We start from the raw sequence: 23,493 nt of genomic DNA, 5'->3' as shown, positions 1-23,493 counted from the left end.
GTCGGTCTGAACGGATTGCGCAGTCTCGACACACCACTAGAGTGAGGCCCCCCATCGGCGTTACAGCCGTGTGCACATATTTCTGAAATTATTCGTCGAGCTTCAACAGCGGCTCCTGGAAGCGCAACAAACGCCCGGCGTTACCCAGTACCAGCAAGGTACTGAGGTTATGCAGCACCGCCGCAATCATGGCGCCCGCCGCACCGAGCCAGCCAAATGCCGCGAACACTACGATGGCCAGCGTCCAGCCCAAACCGATGATCACGTTCACCTGCAACGTCTGCCGGCACTGGCGACTCAAGCGCACGCAAGTGCCCAAGCGGCGCAAATCGCTGCCGATCAACACTACATCCGCCGACGCCAGGGCGATGTCCGCACCGCCCGCGCCCATCGCCACGCCGACCACACCGGCCTTGAGTGCCAGGGAGTCGTTGATGCCATCGCCCACCACCATCGGCCGGAAGCCACTGCTGATTTCCCCCAGCACGCGGTTGAGCTTGTCTTCCGGCAGGGCTTGGGCTTCGACATCACTGATGCCCACGTCCAGCGCCAGGCTATCGGCCACGCTTTGGCGGTCGCCGGTCAGCAGCAGTTGGCGGCCCAGGCCCAACTCACGCAGTTCCTGCAGGGCCTGGCGCGCCTCCGGCTTGACACTGTCGGCCAGCAACAGCCAGGCCAGGAACTCCCCGTTCAACGCCAGCCCGGCTATCGGGCCGTCATGGGTGGGTACGCCGGTAGTGACGATGCCCAACTGTTCGAACAACTCCGGCCGCCCCAGTGCTGCTTCGCCCTGCTCGGTCTGTGCCACCACGCCCAGGCCCTGGCGCTCGCGGATGTCGGTAAGCACCAGCATCTGCTCCTGGGTCGCCAACCCCGCCAACGCTCGGCTGACCGGGTGACTGCTCGCCGAACCGAGGCTGGCCGCCAGGTTCAGCAACACCTGGCGATCCGGCGCGGTGGTGTCGATAGACTGCAAGCGCAGGGCGCCGAAGGTCAGGGTGCCGGTCTTGTCGACCACCAGCGAGGTCAGGTCGGCCAACTCTTCGAGAAACGCCGAGCTGCGGATCAGAATCCCATGGCGCGCCGCCACGGCGATCCCGGCAATCGCCGTGGCCGGCGCCGACAACACCAGCGCGCACGGGCACGCCGCCACCAGCACCGCCAACATTGCCTGGGCGTCGTTGGTGACAAACCAGGTCACCGCCGCCAGCAACAGCACCAGCACCATATAACTGCCGGCATAACGCTCCAGCAGCCGAGTGATCGGCGGCTTGGAGCGCTCGGCGTTCTGCATCAGTGCGATGACTTTGCCCAAGGTCGACTCGTCGCCGGTACGCGTCACCTCAAGGCGCAACAGGCCATCGAGGTTGATCGCACCACCGAACACCTGCACGCCAGCGCTGGCTTCCAACGGTACCGACTCACCCGTGATCGGCGCCGTGTCCAGGCTCGCCTGGCCGGACAGCACCACGCCATCGGCCGGCACGCGATCACCGGCGCGCACTTCGACGATATCGCCGGTGTTCAGCGTGCCGTTATCCACTTCGGTGACGGTGCCGTCCGCCTGCACCAGGCGCGCGTGACTGCGGGTAAGTTTGCCCAGGGCATGGATCGCTTCTTGGGAGCCGATCACGCTGCGCTCTTCCAGCACATGGCCGAAGATCATGATGATCGGCAGCAGCGCGGCGGTGAGCAGATCGCCGGTGGCCCAGGCGCCGAGCATGGCCAGGGCGATCAATTGGTCGGTGATGCCGTGCAGGCTGGGGAAGCGCAGGCTGTACCAGGCCGAACGCATCACCGGCACCGCCACCAACAGCGACGCCACGACAAGCAACAACTGGCTCACACCGCTCTGGTCCGGCGCCAGCCAGCGCCACACCAGGCCCAGTACCAGCAGCCCCAAGGCGAGCATGGCCAGGGTCAATTGGCGGGCAGCGCTGCGCTGTTCCGCGGTGGTCAGCATAGGTGCGCTCATTGTTCGGCTCCCTGGATGATCAAGCGGGAGTCGTCTTTGGGATCGACCGTTGTCACGGAACCTGCCTGGCCGAGAATCTTCGGCATGCGCTCGCGGTACAGGCGCAACAGCAATCCAGGGTCTTTTACCTGGGCCAGGCTGGCGACGGTGGCGGTTTGCGCCTGGGCACTGGCCAGGCGCTCGCTGGCCTGGGCGTGGGCGACTTGCACCTGGCGGTCAGCCTCCTGGTTCGCGGTCTGGGTGAGCTTTTCTGCTTCGGTGCGGGCGTTGGCTACCGCTTTGTCGGCTTGCTGGCTGGCGGTCAGCACCGCATTGAAGGCATTTACCGCCGGGCCCGGCAGGCTCGATTGCACATCGACGCGGGTGACTTCGATGCCCAGGCCCAAACCGCTGACTGCCAACTGCGCCAGGCGCTTATTGATGCCTTGCACCAGGTCGCCGCGCAGTCGCTCACGACGTTCGGCGGCGCCATTGTCGCTGCCGATCAGTTCCGGGCGCGCCACCAGAATAGTGTCCAGATCCCGCGCCGCAGTGAGGGCCACGGCGCTGCGCGTCACCAGCCGATCCAGGGCGGGCAGCACATGGTCGCCCTGCAACACGAAGGCGTAGGGCTCGGTCACCTTGTAAAACACCCGCACATCCAACTGCACCACGCCGGCATCGCCGGTCAACAGGTAGCCGGAACCGGCCAGGGCATCGCTCAATGGCGTGGCGAAACTGGCCACGCGATCAGCCTGCAGCGCCGCATCGGAACGCAACAGGTTTTCCACCCGGCGCTCGATCACCCGGTCCGCCGCCGGCAGCAGTACTACTTGCTCGAAGGGCTGCGGCCAGGCCAGCAACAGCCCGGCGTTCTGAATGCGATCAAGGGCGCCGAAATGCAGGACCACCGCACGGTTCTGCGGGTCGATCTGGCGCACATTGGAAAAGGCCCAGGCCAACGCCGCCAATACGGTGACCGCGTACAGCGCCAGGAAGGTCAGGCGCCCAGCCTGGATCCATGGGCTGTCCGGGCTGTCACGCTCGCTCATGGCTGGATGTCCTTCGGCCCGTCCACCAGGGCGCGGAACGGCGCGGCGTCAGTGCGCAGGATGATCTTGGTACCCGGCGTGACCACTGTGCCCAAGGTGTCCAGCGAACGCAGCAGGTTGTACAGCTGCGGATTACCGGCGTAGGCGCGGCCATAAATCTGCGCGGCTTCGACCCGCGATTGCGCTTCGATCTCGGCGGCTTTCACCGTGGCATCGGCCTGCACAATGCGCGCATCGCGCTCGGCGGCAGAACGGATTTGCGCCGCTTCGCGCTTGCCCACGGCTGTGCGCTCGGTGGCGATGGTTTCACGCTCGGCGCGCATGCGGTCAACCGTGGCGGTGAGGGTCACCGACGGCAACGTCAGACGCTCGATGCCGACCTGCGCCACACGCACGCCATAGGTGGTGAGCAATTGTTGATCAATCTGCTGGCGCAACTGCGCTTCGAAATCGGCGATGCGCACTTGGCTGGCATCGGTGTTGATCAAGCTGGACAGGTCAAAGCTGGCTGCGGTGGTTTCCAGCGCCGAACCGACAAAGGTACGAATCTGCCGCGCCGCTTCATCCGGCTGGTTCTGCACCGCGCGCATGAAGCGCTGCACATTGTCGGCATCGCCCTGCACCTGCCACGCCACATAGGCCTGCACGATAATCCGCAGGCCATCGCGGGTGCCCACATCCTGCAAGCCGCTGGACGTGGTGCGCAGGCGCAGGTCCACCGGGATCGCCGCTTCGAACGGCGCCGGCCAGCGCCAGCCAAGGCCCGGCTCCAGCAGCACCCGTGCAGGGTTGCCGAAGCGGGTAATCACCGTGGCCTCGCCGGAACGCACCTGCACCAGGCTTGCCGCTGCCACGGCAAACAGCACCAGCAACACCGCCCAGGCCATGCGGCGCCAAGGGAACGGCCCGGCCGCCTGCTCATCGCCGTGATGGTGATGGTGGTGGCCGTGATGGTGGTGATGACCGTGATCGTGAGAATGAGCGCTCAACAGACAGACTCCTTATTGAACGGCTTTACGCGGCGCCATTGGATCGGCGGGCAAAGTAAAAGAACGCAGATCGATCGTCGGCGCACTGTCGGCGCCCAAACGATGATCCAGAATAAGCAGCTTGGCGTGGGCAAAGCCCTGGCTCAGTTGGCCCAAATACTGTTCCAGCACGAAGGCTTGGCCCGCAGCGGCGTAGGCTTTTTGTTCGGCGGCAAAGCGCAGGTTCGCCGCTTGCGCGCCGGCATTCACTTCGCGAGCGCTGGCCTGGGCCTGATCGCGGGCCGAGCTGGCTTGCAACAGCGCCTGGTTGGTCTGCTCGCTGGCTGCGCCGCGTTCACGGGCAATCAGGGCCTGGGCGCCGATCTGCGCGGCTTGCACACCGTGGTAAGCGTTGGCGGCGCCGGCCGGTGGGTGGATTGCTTCGACTACCGTGGCGAGGATTTCCACGCCGCTGTCGAGTGTTTGCAGGTCGGCTTGCACGCTGCGGCCAATCTCGTCGGCGAGGCTGGTGCGTTGTTCGCCGAGCAATTGGTCGAGGGTGCGCGAGGCAAAGTCATGCACCAGGATGCGGCTGGCGGTGCTGCGGATCAGGGTCGGGATATCAGCGCTGTTATAGGTGGCGGCGAGCGCGGCCTGGTCGGTAAGGCCGATGCGGTAGACAAAGCGCACGTCCATATTGACGATCTGGAAGCCCTGTTTATCACCACTGCTGCTGGCAATGACCTGGGATTTGTCGTTCACATGGCTGGCGTCCCACAGGCGGTTGGCGATCAACGGCGCCGGGCCTTCGGCGGCGGCCAACTCCGGAGTGGCGGCTTCGCTGACGCTGGTCGCCAGTTCATGCACCACGCCGTTCTCCACGCTCAGTACGCGGCCCAACGGCCACGGCAAACCCGCATGCAGGCCAGGGCCGAACACTTCGACCGGTTTGCCAAAACGCTCATAAATCCCACGGCCTTGCAGGGGCACTTCATGCACGCCGGTCAGCGCCCAGCCGACCGCCAGCACTACTAGCAACACCGGCATAAACGCCCGGCGCATGTAGGTAAAGGCCCAGATCTGGCGCAGGTCGATACCGAAACGGTTGTGCAGCTCATGCTGCAGCGCCAGCAAGGGTTGTGGCGGCCAACGCAGCAGGCCGGCGATAAAACTCTGCGCCATCAAGCGCGGTTCGAGGCGCGGCTGGCGCGGGCTGAACAGCGACAGCACGCCCCGCAGCAGGAACTCCAGCGCCACCAGCGCCGGCAACAGGCCGATGAGTGTCGCCAGGCGCAGTGGCCAAACCGACTCGGCATTGGCAAACAGCAGGCAGATTGCACTGGTCAGCAGGCAGATAATCGCCACCCGGCTCAACTGCGCCAGTTGTGAAGCTTCCGGCCATTGGGCGACGGTTTCCTGGGCCAGGCGGCGCTCGAACACCAGCAAGCCAAACGCCAGGGCCAACGCCAGCGCTGCGCCGATGCTCGCGGATTGGCCAATGGCCGCAGCGGGCAAGGCCAGGTTCCAAAACTCGATGACGCTGACCAGCGCCAGCAACGACCAACCGCCCAACCACAACACTGGGGCGCCAACCTGCGCCAACAGGCCGTTGCCGAAACGATTGATCAAGCCCTTGTGCCAGGCAGTGGGATCACTGGGTGGTTCGATCAGCTCAGCGCTTGGCGCCTCCAGCGCCTGGGCACGCCAGTCGGCCACCCACCAGGCCGACTGCAAGCCGGCGACCAGCACCAACAAGGCCGAAGCGCAGTTGATCAACACCACCGGCCAGATCGACAGCGGCGCAAACAACGCCACGAACAGCGCCAGTACCCAACCGCAAATGGCCAGGATCGTCAGGCTGATACCGGCTTGGCGCAATCGACGGGCATGGAACACCCCTTGCTGAAAACGCGGAAGGCCCTCTACCGAAGCGCCATCAGCTTCTAGATCCACTTGCATCCACTCAACGCCCGCTTGCACACAATTCGTTACGATATAACACGAAGCGTGAAATTTTTGTTCGCTTTTGAACCCGCTATCGGGGGCAAGCCCCCTCCCACATTTTTTCTCTGTGTTCTCTGGAATGTGACTAACCCCCTATAAACACGAGCCATCACTAGTGTCGGCAACAATAAGTCGGCACACTCCAGAACAGTTTTTCGCGGGTTCACGGACAAGGAAGCGCCACCCCATGATTTCCATCTACCAACTCAAGCCGCGTTTTCAAAACCTGCTGCGCCCCCTCGTGCAGCGCCTCTATGACAACGGCACCACCGCCAACCAGATCACCGTGCTGGCCGGGGTGATTTCCCTGCTGGTGGGCGTGTTGATCGCAGGCTTTGCCCAGCACCTCTGGCTGTTTGTACTGATCCCGCTGTGGATGATTGTGCGCATGGCCCTCAACGCCATCGACGGCATGCTTGCCCGGGAATTCGGCCAGCAGTCACGCCTCGGTGCCTACCTCAATGAACTCTGCGATGTGATCGCCGACAGCGCGTTGATCCTGCCCTTTGCACTGATCCCCGGCGTGAGCCTGGCGCCAGTGTTGCTGGTGACGCTGCTCGCGATATTCAGCGAGTACGCCGGGGTGCTGGGGCCAATGGTGGGCGCATCGCGTCGCTACGACGGGCCGATGGGCAAGAGTGATCGAGCGTTTGTACTCGGTGTACTGGCCACCGGCGTGGCGCTGGGCTGGCTCGGCGCCGGTTGGGTCGAGGCGGTGATGTGGCTGGTTGCCGCGCTGCTCGCCTACACCTTGGTCAACCGGGTGCGTCAGGGCCTCAAAGAACAACCTCAAACTCCCCCTTCTGCATAAGGATTTTGCGATGCGCGAACAGCAAGAGCACACCTTCAGTACCCATGATGGCGTCGAGCTTTTCTACCGGCACTGGCCGGCCACGGCAGGCGCCGGGCCGCGCAAGGCGATTCTGCTGTTCCATCGCGGCCATGAGCACTCAGGGCGTATTGCCCACCTGGTAGATGAACTGGACCTGCCGGAGTTTGATTTCTTTGCCTGGGACGCCCGTGGCCACGGCCAATCCCCCGGCGAGCGTGGCGACAGCCCCAGCTTCGCCACCAGCGCCCGCGATGTGCAGACCTTCTGCGACCACATCGGCGCCACCTACGGCATCGAAGAGGAACACCTCGCCGTCATCGCCCAAAGCGTCGGCGCGGTGATCGCGGCCACCTGGGTCCACGATTACGCACCAAAGATTCGCGCGCTGGTGCTCGCCTCGCCGGCCTTCAAGGTCAAGCTGTACGTGCCCTTCGCCCGCCCGGGCCTGGCCTTGATGCGCAGGTTTCGTGGCAACTTTTTCGTCAACAGCTACGTCAAGGCCAAGTTCCTCAGCCATGACGCAGAGCGCGTGGCGTCCTACGACAGCGACCCGCTGATCACCAAAGCCATCTCGGTGAATGTGCTGCTGGGCCTCTACGAAGCGGCCGACCGGGTTGTGGCCGATGCCCAGGCGATCCAGGTGCCGACGCAACTGTTGATCTCCGGCTCCGACTTTGTGGTGCACCGCAAACCCCAGCAGCAGTTTTTCGACCGCCTCGGCAGCCTGAAAAAAGAGCTGCATATCCTCCCCGGTTTCTTCCACGACACCCTCGGCGAACGCGACCGCGCCGTGGCCGTGAGCAGCGCCAAGCGCTTTATCCTGCAGAACTTCGCCCACCCGCTGGACCGCGCTTCTTTGCTGGACGCCGACAAACTCGGCGCAACCTGCGCCGAATCCGAATCCCTGGCCGCGCCGCTGCCGCGCAACTCTCTGCGCGACCTGTACTGGCGCATGACCCGCGCCAGCATGGGCCTGGGCAAGAACCTGTCGGACGGGGTAAAGCTGGGCTTTGACACCGGCTTCGACTCCGGCAGCACCCTGGACTACGTGTACCGCAACACGCCCACCGGCAAGGGCGCGCTGGGGCGGATGATCGACACCAATTACCTCAACTCCATCGGCTGGCGCGGCATTCGCCAGCGCAAGCTCAACGTCGAGGAGTTGCTGCGCCTGGCCATGGCCAAGCTGCGTGACGATCACCGCGAAGTCCGTATCGTCGACATCGCCGCCGGCCACGGCCGCTACATCCTTGAAGCCTTGCAAGGCGTTTCACCGTTGCCGGAGTCGATCCTGCTGCGCGACTACAGCGACATCAACGTGCGCGACGGTGGCGCGCTGATTCGCGAAAAGGGCCTGGGGGACATCGCCCAGTTCGTCAAAGGCGATGCGTTCGACCGCGCCAATCTGGCCGCCCTGGACCCCAAGCCGACCTTGGCCGTGGTGTCCGGGTTATATGAGTTGTTTGCCGATAACGCCATGGTCGGCGGTTCACTGGCGGGCCTGGCCGAAGCTGTGGAGCCTGGCGGTTACCTGGTCTACACCGGCCAGCCATGGCACCCACAGCTGGAGCTGATTGCCCGCGCGCTCACCAGCCACCGCCAGGGCCAGGCCTGGGTGATGCGGCGGCGTAGCCAGGCGGAAATGGACCAGTTGGTCGAGGCCGCGGGCTTTCGCAAGATCACCCAGCGTGTGGATGAGTGGGGCATCTTTACGGTGTCCCTGGCACAGAAGATCTGAACATGCGCGAACCCGGTTTATTGAAACCCGCGGTCCTTTGGCTGCTGCTGTTGGCGCCGCTGTTTTTCAGCACCTACGGCTTCGCCACCTGGGTTACCAGCCAGCGCAGCGACGTCGGCACACTGGTGTTCGGCTGGGAAACCCATATGCCGTTCTGGGCCTGGACCATCGTGCCCTATTGGTCCATCGACCTGCTCTACGGCTTCTCCCTGCTGCTGCCCAATAGCCGTCATGAGCTGAAACAACACGCGCTGCGCCTGCTGAGTGCCCAGTTGATTGCTGTCAGCTGCTTCCTGATCTGGCCGCTGCGATTTACCTTCGAGCGCCCTGAACTGGACGGCGTATTCGGCTGGCTATTCGCAGTGCTGGCCGGTTTTGACAAGCCGTTCAACCAGGCGCCGTCGCTGCATATCGCGCTGCTGGTGATCCTGTGGGTCATGTATCAGCGGCACACCCAGGGATTCTGGCGTTGGGTGGTGAATGGCTGGTTCGCGTTGATCGGCATTTCGGTGCTGACCACTTATCAACATCACTTTATCGACTTACCCACAGGCGCCCTCGCAGGGTGGTTATGCGTGTGGTTATGGCCGGTGGAACATCCGAGCCCGTTGTTGAATGCGCGACTGACGCGGGATACCCAACGTTGGCGGCTGGGTATGCGCTATGGGCTGGGCGCGTTGATACTGGTGATACTTGCCTTCATGCTCGGCGGCGCGTGGCTATGGCTACTGTGGCCGGCGGTTTCCCTGGGGTTGATCAAGGCCAATTACTGCGTGCTCGGCGCTCCGGGCTTTCAAAAACGCGCAGATGGCCGTCTTACGCCCGCCGCACGCTGGCTGTATGCCCCGTATCTAGCTGGCGCGTGGGTCAACTCGCGCCTGTGGACACGCAAACATCCACAGCCCGATCTGATTGTGGATAACGTCTGGCTTGGGCGCATTCCTACGGCGCACGAGCAGAATTCATTCAAAGCCATTGTCGATCTGTGCGCCGAACTGCCGATTAATCCACAGGGCCGTGCTTATATCTGCGTGCCAGTGCTTGATCTGATCGCACCGACACCCGACGAATGCCTGAAAGCCGCGCACGCTATCGAGCAACTGCGTCAGCATGGGCCCTTGCTGGTGTGCTGTGCCCTCGGTTACTCCCGCAGCGCCACCGCCGTCGCCGCCTGGTTGTTGAACACAGGGCGTGCCGCTACGGTTGATCAAGCGCTGGCTATTATTCGTACAGCAAGGGCCACTGTGGTTCTTCACCCCGCCCACCGTAAAGCTTTGGAGGGTTTGCCTCATGCCCGCTGATATGGAACTCCAGGTGGTTGCCAGCCTGCTGCGCCGTGGCCGCTCACTGGATCAGTTATCCACAGGCCTGACGTTGCTCGGCGTACTGTTCGGCCTTGCCCAGTTGTTGTTGGCCAGTATTTCAACGATCTGTCTGTTGCTGGCCCTGTGGATGATTGTGTTGGGCCTGTTGCAAAAATACTGGGCGTTGCGCGTAGCCTTCGACGCTGACCTGTTCGCCCTGCTGGCCCGCGATACCACACGCACGCCAGATCTCGACGAGGCGTTGCAAACCCTTGGCCTGCAATCACCCAAGCGAGCTGGCCGGCCTTGGACCGAGCGCCGTCGCGGCGCCCTCAAACTGTTGCGCAAACAAGCCTGGTTGCTGGGCGCGCAAGCCCTGCTGACCCTGGGCGTCATCCTCGCCAGCCCCTGGCTACCTTTCGCCGGATAAGGAATCCCCATGTTCGAACCCGTGGTCGCCACGCTGATTACCTCCATGGCCCGCACCGTCACCGGCGCCCGCAGCCTGTGGCTGGGGTGCGCACCGGTGCCGGTGCAACGCATCTATTTCGCCAACCACAGCAGCCACGGCGACTTCGTGCTGGTATGGGCCTCGCTGCCGCAGAACCTGCGCAAATTCACACGCCCGGTGGCCGGCAGTGATTACTGGAACAAGAGCGCCCTGCGCCGCTACATCATTAACCGCGTATTCAATGGCGTGCTGATCGACCGCGAGCGCAAGGACCCTGTGGATAACCCTTTGCAGCCCATGCTCGCGGCCCTGGAAGGCGGCGACTCACTGATCATCTTTCCGGAAGGCACACGCAATCTGGAAGATGGCTTGCTGCCTTTTAAAAGCGGCCTGTACCACTTGGCAAAAAGTTACCCACAGGCCGAACTGGTCCCGGTGTGGATAGCCAACCTCAACCGGGTCATGCCCAAAGGCCGCGTACTGCCACTGCCGTTGTTATGCACAACCAGCTTCGGTGCCCCGCTGCAATTGGAAGACGGCGAAGACAAGGCCGCATTCCTTGCCCGCACCCGCGACGCCCTCCTCGCCCTCGCCCCGGAGCATTCCTGAGATGGATAACCAAACCCTGATGTTATTCGGCGGCATCGGCGCGATCCTGGTCATCGCCTCACTGATCGGCCTGGTCCTCAAACTGCGCACCCGTGGCAACCCCAACGCGGTGATCGACAACCTCAATGCCCGTATCAACGCCTGGTGGGTGATGGTGGTAGTGATCGGCGTGGCCTTCTGGCTCGGCACTGGCGCAGTAATCCTGTTGTTCTACGCCGTGTCGTTCTACGCCCTGCGCGAATTCCTTACGCTCACCCCGACCCGGCGCAGCGACTATCCGGCCCTGGTGGCTGCGTTCTACCTGGCCCTGCCGTTGCAATATGTGCTGATTTACGCGGACTGGTATGGGCTGTTCTCGATCTTCATTCCGGTGTACGTGTTCCTGCTGCTGCCGATCCTCGCCTCCTTCGGCGGCGACAGCACCCACTTCCTGGAACGCGCATCGAAGGTGCAATGGGGGCTGATGATCGCAGTGTTCTGCGTATCCTTCGTCCCCGCCCTGCTGACGTTGGACATCCCCGGCTACGAAGGCCGCAACCTGCTGCTGATCGCCTACCTGGTGATCGTCGTGCAACTCTCGGACGTGCTGCAGTACGTATGCGGCAAGCTGTTCGGCAAACACAAGATCGCGCCCAACCTGTCACCGTCGAAAACCGTGGAAGGGTTTGTGGGCGGGATTCTGCTGTCATCCCTGATCGGTGCGGCGCTGTGGTGGACCACACCGTTCAACCCCTGGCAGTCGTTCTTGATTGCGCTGTTGATCAACCTGCTTGGTTTTGCCGGCGGGATTGTGATGTCGGCGATCAAGCGTGACCGCGGCGTGAAGGACTGGGGGCACATGATCGAAGGGCACGGTGGGATGTTGGATCGGCTGGATTCGGTGTGCTTTGCGGCACCGATTTTCTTTCATCTTGTGCGGTATTGGTGGACCTGAGTCGCTCCTTTCTCAAACCCACTGCAGATCAAAATGTGGGAGGGGTAGCCCCGGTACAAACCGGGGACATGGTTTACAGGCGTAATCCAACCACCTCGGTAGATCCAAAACGTAAAAAGGGGCTGTTGAAAACAGCCCCTTTGGTGCTCAACAAAATATTTTGACACCAACAGCTCAGTAAACACTGGGGTAGACGGCTCAACAGAGTGCGCCGGCTGATCGAATATTTTGACACCTACCAGTCAATCTGACTAAACCAACCCTGATTTTCAACAATATATTTTGACACCGTGGGCACACCTAACGAGTAGCCACACTGTGATGGTGCTTGGTTAGCTGCAACCGCTGCGTAGTTGCGTGGACTTGACCACCCATTTGCATTCGACTTGACCAGTCGTTTGCATCGGAGTTGACCAGAATACTGAGTGGCCTTGACCGGCAAAAAACGGCCGATTCTGTTGAAAAAGTCGGCTTACCCAAAACGCTCGAATATTGATGGATGAAAACATCTCTTTTGCACGCTGCTACGTGAAATCCGACTCCTGAACCTTCTGCGCAAAACTCAGATTTCAATCTCAGGCGCGTACTTTTCTGCCGTGGAATTCGAAGCCGACTTTTTCAACAGAATCGGCCAATAGCTGTCCTTCATGAATTTCGCTCAAACAACATCCTTTCCAGCGTATTGTCCTTCATCCAATAGTGATGAAACAGCCCCGCCACCGCGTGCAAACCAATCAACCAATACCCTGTAGTGCCAACCAGCTCATGCCAGTACTTGAGCTGTTTTGCGAAGTCTGGGGCAATGGCTACCGGTGCCGGCACGTGAAAGCCAAAGTACGGGAACGGCTTATCGCCAGCTGCGAGCATCAGCCAAGCAAGGATGGGCGTTGCGATCATCAGCCCGTACAGCGAAAGGTGTGTCAGATGCGCGATAGCTGTCTGCCATACCGGTGGTTTTGGGGTTATCGGTGGTCGTGGGCTCAAGCGCCCGACCAGGCGAACCCACACCAGGGCGAAGATGCTTGTACCAAACAAGCCGTGAAAGCCCATGAGCAAACCCCGTGCTTCGCTGCCTTTGGGCAGATAACCCTTGATTTCAACACAGGCATATACCCCGACGAACAGGGCCAGCATCAGCCAGTGCAGGGTTATTGAAAGTTTTCCAAATCGGGTTACGGCGGTGTCGCTGGTCATAAGAAGCGTCTCTTGATTGTTGAGAGGAACGTTGAACCGGTTGCCTTGAACCGGCTGCGTAACACTGCTCGTCCTGTCTTAAGAGAGTCTGAAGATTGACTCTCAGGTTAACCTTCTTTCACCTTCAGACTTCGTTAAGAAATGGCTTGGATACTTCGCTCAAACCCATTGAGGGAGGCGTTCGGCCCATGCCCGATTTTGACTGGAACATACCCCTGCCGTTGTATTTCGGCCAAGCTGAAACGCGGCCGTTGACCCTGACAGCTGCGTTGCCGGATGACGCTTTGCGAGAGAAGCTCGAAGCCTTTATCCAGCAACGTTTCCGAAAGGCCCACGGCGCCGATATCCGCCACTTCATGCCCGAGCTGTTCGGCATGCACAACGGTGAGGGCCAGTTGTGCGCAGTGGCCGGTGTGCGTCGCGCGCACCTTGAACCGCTATTTCTGGAGCGGTATCTGGACGAGCCGATCGAGCCATTGATTAGCGCGGCCGCTGATCACTCGGTAGACCGAAATGCCATTGTCGAGGTTGGCAATCTGGCGGCTAGCGACACCGGCAGCGCGCGCCTGAGCATCATCGCCATCACCTATCTGCTGGCCATGGGTGGCCTGGAATGGGTGACGTTCACCGGCAATATCGGACTGGTCAACAGCTTCCGTCGTCTCGGCCTGAAACCCGTGACATTGTGCGCCGCAGATCCGGATCGACTGGGTGACGAGCGTCAACATTGGGGCAGTTATTACGAGAGCAAACCCTGGGTGCACGTCGGCGACATCCGCGCCGGGTTCGTCCACCTACGCAATATCGGCCTGTTCAGCCGCCTGGGCTTGCCGACCCCGATTGAAGGAGCCTGCCATGTCGCTTGAACTGCAACGCTTTCAGGAAACCTTGCGCGAGCATGCCCGGCGCAATGACAGCGCGACCGCGCTGTGGGGCGATACGCTGAAACTCGATTACGCCACCCTGTATGCAGAAGTGCTGTATCGCCAGGAGCGCCTGCGCGATGAGCAGGTGCAAGTCGTCGCCCTGGCGCTGGACAACGGCGTCGACGCAATGCTCTGGGATCTGGCGGTATTGTTCGAAGGGTTGACCTGCGTAACGCTACCGCCGTTTTTCAGCTCAGCACAACGCGCCCATTGTCTGGAGCAGAGTCAGGCCGAACGCGTGATTGCCGAACCGGAGCTGGAACCCGAACTGCGCGCTGCCGGCTATGAGCAACGTGGCGAGTTCTGGTGTCGCACCTTCAGCAGTCAAAGACGCATGCCGATGGGCACCGCCAAACTGACCTTCACATCTGGCACCACCGGCACGCCGAAAGGTGTTTGCCTGAGTGCCGACAGCTTGCTGCGGGTCGCACGAGAGCTGGATCAGGCGAGCGAAACCACCCGGCCGCAGCATCACTTGGCGCTACTACCGTTGGCGATACTGCTGGAGAACCTAGGCTGTTATGCCGCGCTGTATGCCGGTGCGATGCTCAGTTTGCCGAGCCAGAAAACCCTCGGCATTCAGGGCGCCAGTGGCGTCGATGTCCCGCACCTGCTCGGTTATCTCGCCGGGCGTGCGCCGCATAGCCTTATTCTGGTGCCACAGCTGTTACTGATGCTAGTCAGCGCCGCCGAACAGAAAGCCTTCGCCCCGCAAACTCTGCGCTTTGCTGCGGTCGGTGGTGCACGAGTTTCCAAAGATTTGCTGGACCGTGCGCAACGGGTCGGCTTACCAGTTTTTGAAGGTTACGGTTTGTCCGAATGCGCGTCAGTGGTGTGCCTCAACCGCCCCGGCGCACTCCGACCCGGCAGTGTCGGTCGACCGCTGCCCCATGTCGAAGTGCGGTTGGCCGAAGACGGTGAAGTGCTAATCAAGGGCTCGACGTTGCTCGGCTATCTAGGAGACGCACCGTACGCCGATGAGTGGTGGCCGAGCGGCGACCTGGGCGAGTTCGACCCGGAAGGTTTTCTTTATCTCAAGGGCCGCAAGAAGCATCAGTTCGTCACCAGTTACGGGCGCAACGTCAACCCGGAATGGGTCGAGTCCGAGCTGACCCAGCGCCGCCACATCGCCCAGGCGTTTGTTTACGGCGAGTCCTTGCCGCGCAATCACGCCCTGCTCTGGCCGCATCGCCCGGACTGCACCGATGCCGAACTAGCCGCTGCCGTCGCCGAAGCCAACGAGGCGCTGCCCGATTACGCCCAAGTGCATCAGTGGACGCGCCTGCAGCACCCCTTCACCGCCGCCAATGGCTTTCTAACCGCCAATGGCCGCCCACGCCGCGATGCCATTGTCGCGCAATACCACGCCCAATTGACCGAATCCGTTGTCCGAGAGGAAGCCGCATCATGAGTTTTTTCGACACCCTGCAAGAAGCCACACAGCATGAACGCCACGAGCTGTTCAATCTGCCGATCATCCTCGATGCGTTGCACGGTAAGGTCAGCCTCGATAGCTATCGGGCTTTTCTCGCACAGGCCTACTATCACGTGCGCCACACGGTGCCGTTGATGATGGCGTGCGGCGCACGTTTGCCCACACGTCTGGAATGGCTACGCAAAGCGGTGTGCGAGTACATCGAAGACGAATACGGCCACGAACAGTGGGTGCTCAACGACATCGCAGCCTGCGGAGGTGATCGCAAGGCCGTGCATGATGGTCAGCCTTCGCTGCCGATTGAGCTGATGGTGAGCTTCCTTTATGACCTGATCGCCAGAGGCAACCCGGTGGGTCTGTTCGGCATGGTCAATGTCCTCGAAGGCACCAGCATCGCCCTGGCCACACACGCGGCAGGGAGCATTCGGGAGCGCCTGGCGTTGCCGGAAACCGCCTTCAGTTACCTGAGTTCTCACGGTTCGCTCGACATCGAACACATGCAAACCTATCGCCGCCTGATGAACCAGCTGGAAGATCCTGAGGATCAAGCGGCAGTGATTCATGCTTCAAAAGTCGTTTACCGACTGTACACCGACATGTTTCGCAGCCTGCCTCGTGACGCGGAGATTGAACATGCAGCTGCGTAACGCGCGCGTGGTCTTGACCGGTGCCAGTGGCGGAATCGGCATGGCTATCGCCGAAGCCTTGTGCGCCGCCGGTGCGCGAGTATTGGCCGTGGCGCGGCATCAGGAAGCCTTGGCCCCGCTGCTCAAACGCTACCCTGAGGCCCTGTGCTGGGTCGCAGCTGACCTGACACTGCCAAGCGACCAACGCAAAGTACTCGCCGCCGCCGAAGAAATTGGCGGAGTCAATCTGTTGATCAACGCTGCTGGGGTGAATCACTTCGCCATGCTCGAACAGCTCGACGACAGTGATATCAATGCGATGCTCGCGTTGAATATCAACGCGCCGATTTGCCTGACCAAGCTATTGCTGCCGCTACTCAAGCAGGCCGATAGCGCCATGGTAGTCAACGTCGGCTCGACCTATGGTTCGATCGGCTATGCCGGTTACGCCAGCTATTGCGCGACGAAGTTTGCCCTGCGCGGATTCTCCGAAGCGTTGCGCCGAGAGCTGGCCGACACCCGGGTCAGCGTGCTCTACGTCGCACCGCGGGCCACCCGCACGTCGATGAACAGCGTGACGGCGCAAGCCCTGAACGATGCGCTTAAGGCCAACGTCGATGATCCGCAAACCGTGGCCTCGGCGGTGATCCACGCGATTGCCGGGGACCGCCGCGACCTGTATCTGGGATGGCCCGAGCGCTTCTTCGTGCGCCTAAACAATCTACTGCCGCAACTGGTCGATCGAGGTCTGCGCAAGCAGTTGCCCCTGATCCGTCGCTTCAGCGAAAAACCCGAGAACGAGACCCTCAAACCATGAAAAAAATCTTCGCGTGCCTGTTGATCGCAACCCTCAGCCAAAGCGTCTGGGCGCTGGAGGCCGCCGACCAGCAACGCCTGAGCAGCATTCAACAAACCTGGGCGCACATCCAATATGAAGTGGCTGAAAAACAGCGCGCCGCCGCGTTCGAGCAGTTGTCCAGCGAAACTCAGGCGTTCACTGCGCAGCGCCCGGCGGTGGCCGAAGCCTGGATCTGGAAAGGCATTGTCACCAGCAGCTGGGCCGGTGCCGAAGGCGGACTCGGAGCGCTGGGAAAAGCCAAGGAAGCCAAGGCCGACCTGGAGAAATCCCTAACCCTCAACCCCAAGGCTCTGCAAGGCTCGGCCTATACCAGCCTGGCGGCGCTGTATGATCGTGTGCCCGGCTGGCCCATCAGTTTCGGCGATAGCGACAAAGCTGAACAGTTGCTCAAGCAGGCGCTGCAACTCAACCCCGACGGCATCGACAGCCTGTACTTCTGGGGCGATCACCTCTACCGTCAGAAACGCTACGCTGAAGCAAAAGCAGCGCTGCAAAAAGCCCAGCAAGCGGCGCCGCGTCCCGGCCGTGAAACGGCAGATGCCGGACGCCGCAAAGAGATCGCCACTCTGCTGGTAGACGTCAACAAGAAAACCGACTGACCAGGAGTCCTCGTGCGTGTATTACTGATTGAGGATGATGTGGCGCTAGGTGAAGGCATCCATCAAGCGCTGGGGCGCGAAGGATACACCGTCGATTGGCTCAAGGACGGCAGCAGCGCGCTGCATGCCCTGCTCAGCGAAACGTTCGATGTCGCTGTGCTGGATCTCGGCTTGCCACGCATGGACGGTCTAGAAGTACTGCGGCGCCTGCGCGACAGCGGCTCGAACCTGCCGGTGTTGATTCTCACCGCCCGCGATGCAACCGAAGATCGCATCGCAGGGCTGGATGCCGGTGCCGACGACTACCTGATCAAACCGTTCGACCTGGCCGAACTCAAGGCGCGATTGCGAGCGTTGTTGCGGCGCAGTGCCGGGCGCGCGCAAGCTCTGATCGAACATGCCGGCATCATCCTCAACCCCGGTACCCAGCAGGTCAGCTACAAGGGCCTTCCCGTAGCACTGACGCCCAAGGAGTATCAGTTGCTGCATGAACTGCTCTCACCTCCGGGTCGGGTGATGACTCGAGATCAGCTGATTCGACTGCTCTATGGCTGGAGTGAAGAAGCGGAAAGTAACACGCTTGAAGTGCACATCCATCACCTACGTAAAAAGTTCTCCACTGAGCTGATCCGCACCATTCGGGGTGTGGGCTATCTAGTGGAGGATCGCTGATGACTTCGATCCGCCGCCGTACATTGACGCTGATCATTGGCCTGCTGCTGGCCGGTCTGGCGGTGCTCAGCCTCTTCAATCTGCACGATAGCAATCATGAAATTGCCGAGGTTTACGATGCTCAACTGGCGCAGAACGCGCGCTTATTGCAAGGCGTGATGCGCATGCCGCTGGCGAGCAAGCAGCACGCCGAACTGTACCGGGCTTTCAATACCGCACTGGGCGAAGCGGTGCCGCGCGGCGATGGTCATCCATACGAACGGAAAATTGCTTTTCAGGTATGGAGCCCTGGCGGGGAGGTGTTGGTGCACACCGCCAGTGCACCGTCCTTCAGTTCACCGCCGACGCAACCGGGTTTCAGTGATGTGGTGGATTTGAACCATCGTCATTGGCGCGCCTTCCTCCTTGAAGACTCACAAAACGGCATGCGCATCTGGGTTGGCGAGCGCGATGATGTGCGCGCGGATCTGGTCGATCGCATCGTTCGCCATACGCTATGGCCGAACATCGTCGGCAGTTTACTGCTCGCGGCGATGGTCTGGCTCGCTATAGGCTGGGGCTTAAAGCCCTTGGCAAACATGGCCGAGACCCTGCGGGCCCGCCACAGCGGTTCACTTGAGCCGTTGCAACTGACACCGTTGCCCAGCGAACTTGAGCCCATGCAGGCGGCGCTCAACCGCATGCTCGCGCAGATTCAAGAAGTGCTTGGCCGCGAACGACGCTTCATTGCCGACGCTGCCCACGAAATGCGTACGCCACTCGCCGTGCTGCGGGTGCACGCGCAAAACCTACTGGAGGCAGGCACAGAGCAGGAACGTCGAGAATCGCTGGAATTCCTCATCTCAGGCGTTGATCGAACCAGCCGACTGGTCAACCAGTTACTGACCATGGCGCGACTGGAACCCCAACCTAATCCGCCACCGCTACAGCGCATCGACCTCTGCGAAACCGTGCGTAATAGTCTCGTGCAACTGACACCGTGGTTGTTGAGCAAAAACCTTGAACTGATATTCGATGTCAGCGACCAGCCATTTTATGTATTCGCCAACCCCTCCGCCATCGACATCGCGCTGAGCAACCTAATCACCAACGCAGCCAATTTCTCTCCCGAACACGGGTTAATCGCTGTGCAACTCAACCAGGCCGATGGCTTCTGTCATTTGACCGTCGACGACCAGGGGCCGGGAATTGATGAGTCATGTAGAGAGCGATTATTTGAGCGTTTCTATAGCCGTGGAACGGCGCAAGGAGCCGGTTTGGGGCTAACCATCGTCAACACAATCGCCATGCGCTTGAACGGTCGTATTGAATTGGTAAACCGGGCCGAGGGGGGGTTGAGGGCTACGTTATCAATTCCAGCCTAAGAATAACGGCAAAGCATCAAATGATTATTTCGTTTCGCACAGCCGGTAAACATCGTACGAGGAGGCAAGGTCCCAAATAGCGCAGGTTATGCGCTTACCAGTACAAGGGGCACTGGTAGGCCAGTGTAGGGAGCGCTGGTTACCGCAGCCATTAAAAAAGGCCCCCACACCGGGCTAACGTGTAGGAGCCTTTTGAACATAAGCGGCGTTATTGGAAAAGGTTACCGTAAGCGTTTACGACGTTAAGGGCGCATCGGTGCGTTTATCCAACTTTGGCTCGCAAGCATATTTCAAAAATTCCAGATTTTGAGGACGCTCTTAGAAATTAAAGGAGATACCTCTCGATAATCAGCGCGATGAATACTATCCACGACGCCGCCAACATACTAGTAATAGCAATCCATTGCGCGCCCATGACTTCGGTTCCGCTTATGCGCATCTATTCAGTGGAGAATAGCTAGTTGCCTAATCGGGTGTCTGTAGGAAATTGACCATGGGGCCTAGGATAATCAGTTTCGTCTACATTCATACGCCGGATGTGATCCGCCTGAACAAGAGGCGGTCACTCCGAAATGGAGTAAATTATCAATATCGGCTCAAAGCGATGGCGATTTCAGTTTTCACCATCATGTCGCTGATTGCCGAGCTATCATCTATCGATGCGACCGAATTCCCCGATTGCCAGAATCAAAGACTTACGATCAAGGGCTTCTAAAAAAATCTCAGAAAACCTCAGCTTTCTTCGTCTGCACAAACTACCCTGAGAGGTCACCTATGAACTCTGACAAGGAAAGTCCGATGAAAAAGCAAAAATCTGTGGCTGACACCGATGCGCTCATAATCAACATAAACGACGGGTTCGAGCTCAGTTTTTGGGCCGTGAAGTTCGGGGTAACTAAAGATAAGATCAGGGCTGCCGTCCGCCAGGAGGGGAATTCACTTACGGCAGTAAAGCGCCATTTCGCTCTCTCCCAGCACGCCTAACCATCCAAGACTACGATCGATAGACGTGAATGCGCCTCTAAACAGACTTCAGTTGCGCGTCAGCAATGCCACTCACTAGCCCGGTGAGGATTCTGCGTGTCCAAGGCGACAGAAGGTTGTGCAGCAAACTCCGCGTTATCAGCCAAATATGACCTATCACGCTCAGTAATAGCGGCAAGCTATGGCTTCCGTGATGTTCTGCATATCGAGAAAAACCGTGCTCGCTACGTTGGCCAAAACGACATGTTCTTTTTGCACCAACATAGGGCGCCATGTCCCATGGTGGTCCCATGGGGCTATTTTTCGGACGCCAAAAACCACAAACCCCCGACTTTCTCTAGGAACATCAGGGGTTTGTGTTTTAGAAATTTGGCGGTGAAGGAGAGATTCGAACATAGGGCGCGTTATTGGTAACGCTGTTCGATAGTGGGAGTGTTCTGAATCAAGCGGGCCGGAACTCAACGGTCAGATGACTGACTTCATGAACTGGTCTGAGCCGATCACGAATACTCTCAGCGCTCGCGGTGGATTCACCAATCACACTCACGATAGCTGCATGCGCTTCTGGTCCAAGGCGCCAGACATGCAAGTCTGTGATGGTTGCATCCCCTGGCCTCTCAACCAGCTCCCGGATCTCTTCCGCTACATGCTCGTCCGTTTTATCCAGCAGTACAGCAGAAGTCACCCCCATCAGCGTCCAAGCCCATCGTGCGATCACAATTGCGCCGACGATGCCCATAACAGGATCCAGCCATACCCAGCCTAGGTATCGGCCAGCGAGTAGTGCAGCAATTGCTAGGACAGAGGTCAGCGCGTCCGCGATTACGTGAACGTAGGCAGACTTCAGGTTGTTGTCGTGTCCAGGATGGACATGGTCATGACCATCATGGTCGTGACCATGACTGTGCCCGTGTCCCAGCAGCAGAGCACTAACAATGTTGACGATCAAACCGGCGATCGCGATGAGCGTAGCAGTGCCGAACTGAACTTCAGTTGGCTGTAAAAGGCGCATGACCGACTCAACGGCGATTATTAGGGAAACCATACCGAGAATCAGCGCCGAGGCGAACCCGCCCAAATCTCCGACCTTTCCGGTTCCGAAACTGTAGCGCTGGCTCGATGCATGGCGTTTTGCATATCCGTACGCCGCCGCCGCGATACCCAACGCGCCAGCGTGAGTCGCCATATGAAAACCATCGGCCAACAAGGCCATCGATCCAGTTATATAGCCGGCAGTAATCTCACCCACCATCATCACCACAGTCAGTGCCACAACCCAAAGTGTGCGCTTGGTATTTTCGTCATGCGATGAGCCTAGAAACACATGTTCGTGTACGTGACTGGTATTGGCGCTAATCATGAATATTCACCCGCATACTTTTACTTGGAGTAACGGCGAATGGCTTCAAGAAGCTCTTCGACGCCTTTTTTGCGCTCTTCTTCACTGAGCGAAGGGTTAGCAACATGCTCTCGAGCGTGGTCCTCAATGATTTCCTCCATCAAGCCATTCATTGCTCCACGAGTAGCAGCTACGAGGTGCAGTGTTTTGGCGCAATCGAGATCCGACTCTAATGCACGCTCAACAGCTTGAAGTTGCCCAGCGATACGCTTTACCCGCTTGAGAAGCTCTTCTTTGGTTGCTGCCAAGTGGCCCATCACATACTCCCCCGCCTCTATATTTTGCACAGGATAGGCATACCCCCTACCCCTATACAAGGTAATCAGAGAAAAATAGATCAACTTAAAATGCTGGGATGGAAAGAGATGCTGAGCGAAAGCGGGAGCACCAGGCCTGGAAGGCAGGTTTCGGTGTAGAACGACGAATTCAAGGACTAAGTTGCCGATCGAACGAAATGGCCCATCAAGGGCATTCTCCAAGCTTCATATTTGCACCAACATAGTGCGCCAGTCCCATGGTGGTCCCATGAAGGCTTTTTTAGGGCGCCAAAAACCACAAACCCCCGACTTTCTCTAGGAAAATCAGGGGTTTGCGTTTTAGTAATTTGGCGGTGAAGGAGAGATTCGAAACCTCAACAAGTCAAGAAGCTTCCGTATGCCACTCAGCGTCCACGCAATGACGGCTTTTGGCCGATTTCTGCCTGTCGTGAGGGGCAGCAAGCGGCCCAGAGTGTGTCAAAACCCTTGTTAGCGGCTTCCACTCTAGTGTTTTTTCCAACTCAGCCCAGGTCAGACATTAGTTGCTCAGATTACGTATAAGATTCCGGAAATCAGCAGGTACGCCGACAACGTGGGCTAGAGGCTAGAAATCTGGGGGTTGGATGATTGCAAGCAACGTTTCATATCTTTGTCCGGTTTGTGGATACCCCGGGCTTGAAGAGCCTCCATACGATGAGGTTGGCTGCTCTTCGTTTGGCATGTGCCCGTCCTGCGGTACGCAGTTCGGCTATGATGACGCAACATCTGCTCATGCTGATTTGCGGAGATTATGGATCTCTAAAGAGGCATTCCGGTATGCGAGACCGTATCGGTTCAGACACCGCGAATAGTCATCAAAAGCCAAACAATGCCGTCCCAGTACTTGATCGTTGCCAACACTAAAGCTCCAAGAATTGGTATCAAGGACAGCCCCTTCAGCAGCCGAAAGGTTCTGGTCAGTGTTTGGCCCTGTTTGTCCACCTGATCGATGGTGATCCTAAGCAGGCGTTGGAGCTTTGGTGGGTAGGTTTTTATCTTGTCTTTGAAATCATCGAAGATGACATTGAAGCTATGAAGCAGGCGCTCCGTCTGCAGCATTTGATTGTGCAAGATCGCAAGCAGAACCACCGAGACCACAGCCAGGCCGAGGACAAGGATAAAACCTTCGAACTTTGAGGTGGTTTTCTCCAGTGCTACCAAACCGGCTAAGGATGGTCTGAAGTAGCCATGTATTTCCCCGGCATACCACCTAGCGCAACTTTTAAACTCGCCAAATGATCAAAAAACAATCAATTCGACGAGTATTTCTTACGTTTTCGCCACCCGGACCCC

22 protein-coding genes are annotated in these 23,493 nt (G+C 59.5%); 15 read left to right on the top strand and 7 right to left on the bottom strand.

What is annotated here, in order from left to right:
- Nucleotides 1–88 precede the first annotated feature (88 nt).
- The 4 genes from JFT66_RS15940 to hflK (JFT66_RS15925) are packed head-to-tail and all read right to left on the bottom strand — an operon-like array spanning nt 89 to nt 5,933.
- Nucleotides 89–1,975 carry a cation-translocating P-type ATPase gene (locus JFT66_RS15940; RefSeq protein WP_198859611.1) on the bottom strand — a complete coding sequence of 629 codons (1,887 nt, stop codon included), beginning with the start codon at nt 1,973–1,975 and terminating at the stop codon, nt 89–91.
- Complete coding sequence (hflK, locus tag JFT66_RS15935; protein ID WP_198859610.1) at nt 1,972–3,006, bottom strand: protease modulator HflK; 1,035 nt, start codon at nt 3,004–3,006, stop codon at nt 1,972–1,974. Before hflK (JFT66_RS15935) ends, JFT66_RS15940 begins: the two co-directional genes overlap by 4 nt.
- Nucleotides 3,003–3,998: a protease modulator HflC gene (gene hflC, locus JFT66_RS15930; RefSeq protein WP_161793240.1), complete on the bottom strand. Its 996-nt coding sequence runs from the start codon at nt 3,996–3,998 to the stop codon at nt 3,003–3,005. Before hflC ends, hflK (JFT66_RS15935) begins: the two co-directional genes overlap by 4 nt.
- A gap of 9 nt (nt 3,999–4,007) precedes the next feature.
- On the bottom strand, nt 4,008–5,933 hold the full coding sequence (hflK, locus tag JFT66_RS15925; RefSeq protein WP_198859609.1) for a protease modulator HflK: 1,926 nt from the start codon (nt 5,931–5,933) through the stop codon (nt 4,008–4,010).
- A 232-nt stretch (nt 5,934–6,165) separates the two neighbouring features.
- Here hflK (JFT66_RS15925) and JFT66_RS15920 point away from each other — a divergent pair, with 232 nt between their 5' ends.
- Genes JFT66_RS15920 through JFT66_RS15895 form a run of 6 tightly spaced genes read left to right on the top strand, consistent with a single transcriptional unit; the run spans nt 6,166 to nt 11,846 of the window.
- Nucleotides 6,166–6,789 (top strand): CDP-alcohol phosphatidyltransferase family protein, encoded by a 624-nt coding sequence (locus JFT66_RS15920; RefSeq protein WP_034116534.1) that lies wholly within the window; start codon nt 6,166–6,168, stop codon nt 6,787–6,789.
- Between the two features lie 10 nt (nt 6,790–6,799).
- Complete coding sequence (locus tag JFT66_RS15915; RefSeq protein WP_198859608.1) at nt 6,800–8,548, top strand: bifunctional alpha/beta hydrolase/class I SAM-dependent methyltransferase; 1,749 nt, start codon at nt 6,800–6,802, stop codon at nt 8,546–8,548.
- A gap of 2 nt (nt 8,549–8,550) precedes the next feature.
- On the top strand, nt 8,551–9,849 hold the full coding sequence (locus tag JFT66_RS15910; protein WP_198859607.1) for a phosphatase PAP2/dual specificity phosphatase family protein: 1,299 nt from the start codon (nt 8,551–8,553) through the stop codon (nt 9,847–9,849).
- Nucleotides 9,839–10,282, top strand: coding sequence for a hypothetical protein (locus JFT66_RS15905; protein ID WP_034116537.1), 444 nt, complete (start codon nt 9,839–9,841; stop codon nt 10,280–10,282). The genes JFT66_RS15910 and JFT66_RS15905 overlap by 11 nt, the downstream gene beginning before the upstream one ends.
- 9 nt (nt 10,283–10,291) lie before the next feature.
- A complete protein-coding gene (locus JFT66_RS15900) occupies nt 10,292–10,912 on the top strand; it encodes a lysophospholipid acyltransferase family protein (protein WP_198859606.1) in 621 nt (206 codons plus the stop codon).
- A gap of 1 nt (nt 10,913) precedes the next feature.
- Complete coding sequence (locus JFT66_RS15895) at nt 10,914–11,846, top strand: phosphatidate cytidylyltransferase (RefSeq protein WP_198859605.1); 933 nt, start codon at nt 10,914–10,916, stop codon at nt 11,844–11,846.
- Between the two features lie 645 nt (nt 11,847–12,491).
- On the opposite strand, the gene JFT66_RS15890 is transcribed toward JFT66_RS15895, so the two are convergent.
- Nucleotides 12,492–13,040, bottom strand: coding sequence for a cytochrome b (locus JFT66_RS15890; protein ID WP_170036618.1), 549 nt, complete (start codon nt 13,038–13,040; stop codon nt 12,492–12,494).
- 188 nt (nt 13,041–13,228) lie between these two features.
- Between JFT66_RS15890 and JFT66_RS15885 the strand changes: the two genes are divergently transcribed.
- The 8 genes from JFT66_RS15885 (at nt 13,229) to JFT66_RS15850 (ending at nt 20,505) form a co-directional block, all read left to right on the top strand.
- Nucleotides 13,229–13,906: a thermostable hemolysin gene (locus tag JFT66_RS15885; RefSeq protein ID WP_170036616.1), complete on the top strand. Its 678-nt coding sequence runs from the start codon at nt 13,229–13,231 to the stop codon at nt 13,904–13,906.
- Nucleotides 13,896–15,377 (top strand): AMP-binding protein, encoded by a 1,482-nt coding sequence (locus JFT66_RS15880; protein ID WP_170036614.1) that lies wholly within the window; start codon nt 13,896–13,898, stop codon nt 15,375–15,377. Before JFT66_RS15885 ends, JFT66_RS15880 begins: the two co-directional genes overlap by 11 nt.
- Nucleotides 15,374–16,048, top strand: a complete 675-nt coding sequence (locus JFT66_RS15875) for a TenA family transcriptional regulator (protein WP_170036612.1) — start codon at nt 15,374–15,376, stop codon at nt 16,046–16,048. The genes JFT66_RS15880 and JFT66_RS15875 overlap by 4 nt, the downstream gene beginning before the upstream one ends.
- The gene (locus JFT66_RS15870) at nt 16,035–16,844 is read left to right on the top strand and encodes an SDR family oxidoreductase (RefSeq protein ID WP_170036610.1); all 810 of its coding nucleotides are present in this window, start codon (nt 16,035–16,037) and stop codon (nt 16,842–16,844) included. Before JFT66_RS15875 ends, JFT66_RS15870 begins: the two co-directional genes overlap by 14 nt.
- Nucleotides 16,841–17,485, top strand: a complete 645-nt coding sequence (locus tag JFT66_RS15865) for a tetratricopeptide repeat protein (protein WP_170036608.1) — start codon at nt 16,841–16,843, stop codon at nt 17,483–17,485. The genes JFT66_RS15870 and JFT66_RS15865 overlap by 4 nt, the downstream gene beginning before the upstream one ends.
- 12 nt (nt 17,486–17,497) lie before the next feature.
- A complete protein-coding gene (locus JFT66_RS15860) occupies nt 17,498–18,157 on the top strand; it encodes a response regulator (RefSeq protein WP_170036606.1) in 660 nt (219 codons plus the stop codon).
- The gene (locus tag JFT66_RS15855; RefSeq protein ID WP_170036604.1) at nt 18,157–19,521 is read left to right on the top strand and encodes a sensor histidine kinase; all 1,365 of its coding nucleotides are present in this window, start codon (nt 18,157–18,159) and stop codon (nt 19,519–19,521) included. The genes JFT66_RS15860 and JFT66_RS15855 overlap by 1 nt, the downstream gene beginning before the upstream one ends.
- Before the next feature lie 798 nt (nt 19,522–20,319).
- Nucleotides 20,320–20,505, top strand: a complete 186-nt coding sequence (locus JFT66_RS15850; RefSeq protein WP_170036602.1) for a DUF3606 domain-containing protein — start codon at nt 20,320–20,322, stop codon at nt 20,503–20,505.
- A 442-nt stretch (nt 20,506–20,947) separates the two neighbouring features.
- On the opposite strand, the gene dmeF is transcribed toward JFT66_RS15850, so the two are convergent.
- Together dmeF and JFT66_RS15840 are read right to left on the bottom strand one after the other, a co-directional pair.
- Nucleotides 20,948–21,865, bottom strand: coding sequence for a CDF family Co(II)/Ni(II) efflux transporter DmeF (gene dmeF / locus JFT66_RS15845; protein WP_170036600.1), 918 nt, complete (start codon nt 21,863–21,865; stop codon nt 20,948–20,950).
- Nucleotides 21,866–21,885: 20 nt separating this feature from the next.
- Entirely contained in the window at nt 21,886–22,161 is a 276-nt protein-coding gene (locus tag JFT66_RS15840; protein ID WP_170036598.1) for a metal/formaldehyde-sensitive transcriptional repressor, read from the bottom strand.
- A gap of 963 nt (nt 22,162–23,124) precedes the next feature.
- Here JFT66_RS15840 and JFT66_RS15835 point away from each other — a divergent pair.
- Nucleotides 23,125–23,337 carry a hypothetical protein gene (locus JFT66_RS15835; RefSeq protein ID WP_198859604.1) on the top strand — a complete coding sequence of 71 codons (213 nt, stop codon included), beginning with the start codon at nt 23,125–23,127 and terminating at the stop codon, nt 23,335–23,337.
- Nucleotides 23,338–23,493: the final 156 nt, after the last annotated feature.

Source organism: Pseudomonas sp. MF6755, assembly GCF_016405635.1.
Taxonomy (GTDB): Bacteria; Pseudomonadota; Gammaproteobacteria; order Pseudomonadales; family Pseudomonadaceae; genus Aquipseudomonas; species Aquipseudomonas haemolytica.
This window is presented reverse-complemented; position numbering and strand designations above follow the sequence as displayed.

Excerpts from the sequence above, each read along its gene's own strand:
- hflK (WP_198859609.1), bottom strand. The coding sequence starts at position 5,933 with ATGCAAGTGGATCTAGAAGCTGATGGCGCTTCGGTAGAGGGCCTTCCG.
- JFT66_RS15875 (WP_170036612.1), top strand. The coding sequence starts at position 15,374 with ATGAGTTTTTTCGACACCCTGCAAGAAGCCACACAGCATGAACGCCAC.
- JFT66_RS15885 (WP_170036616.1), top strand. The coding sequence starts at position 13,229 with ATGCCCGATTTTGACTGGAACATACCCCTGCCGTTGTATTTCGGCCAA.
- JFT66_RS15870 (WP_170036610.1), top strand. The coding sequence starts at position 16,035 with ATGCAGCTGCGTAACGCGCGCGTGGTCTTGACCGGTGCCAGTGGCGGA.
- JFT66_RS15890 (WP_170036618.1), bottom strand. The coding sequence starts at position 13,040 with ATGACCAGCGACACCGCCGTAACCCGATTTGGAAAACTTTCAATAACC.
- JFT66_RS15840 (WP_170036598.1), bottom strand. The coding sequence starts at position 22,161 with ATGGGCCACTTGGCAGCAACCAAAGAAGAGCTTCTCAAGCGGGTAAAG.
- JFT66_RS15850 (WP_170036602.1), top strand. The coding sequence starts at position 20,320 with ATGAAAAAGCAAAAATCTGTGGCTGACACCGATGCGCTCATAATCAAC.
- JFT66_RS15900 (WP_198859606.1), top strand. The coding sequence starts at position 10,292 with ATGTTCGAACCCGTGGTCGCCACGCTGATTACCTCCATGGCCCGCACC.
- dmeF (WP_170036600.1), bottom strand. The coding sequence starts at position 21,865 with ATGATTAGCGCCAATACCAGTCACGTACACGAACATGTGTTTCTAGGC.
- JFT66_RS15880 (WP_170036614.1), top strand. The coding sequence starts at position 13,896 with ATGTCGCTTGAACTGCAACGCTTTCAGGAAACCTTGCGCGAGCATGCC.
- JFT66_RS15940 (WP_198859611.1), bottom strand. The coding sequence starts at position 1,975 with ATGAGCGCACCTATGCTGACCACCGCGGAACAGCGCAGCGCTGCCCGC.
- JFT66_RS15920 (WP_034116534.1), top strand. The coding sequence starts at position 6,166 with ATGATTTCCATCTACCAACTCAAGCCGCGTTTTCAAAACCTGCTGCGC.
- JFT66_RS15855 (WP_170036604.1), top strand. The coding sequence starts at position 18,157 with ATGACTTCGATCCGCCGCCGTACATTGACGCTGATCATTGGCCTGCTG.
- JFT66_RS15915 (WP_198859608.1), top strand. The coding sequence starts at position 6,800 with ATGCGCGAACAGCAAGAGCACACCTTCAGTACCCATGATGGCGTCGAG.
- JFT66_RS15865 (WP_170036608.1), top strand. The coding sequence starts at position 16,841 with ATGAAAAAAATCTTCGCGTGCCTGTTGATCGCAACCCTCAGCCAAAGC.
- JFT66_RS15910 (WP_198859607.1), top strand. The coding sequence starts at position 8,551 with ATGCGCGAACCCGGTTTATTGAAACCCGCGGTCCTTTGGCTGCTGCTG.
- hflK (WP_198859610.1), bottom strand. The coding sequence starts at position 3,006 with ATGAGCGAGCGTGACAGCCCGGACAGCCCATGGATCCAGGCTGGGCGC.
- JFT66_RS15905 (WP_034116537.1), top strand. The coding sequence starts at position 9,839 with ATGCCCGCTGATATGGAACTCCAGGTGGTTGCCAGCCTGCTGCGCCGT.
- JFT66_RS15895 (WP_198859605.1), top strand. The coding sequence starts at position 10,914 with ATGGATAACCAAACCCTGATGTTATTCGGCGGCATCGGCGCGATCCTG.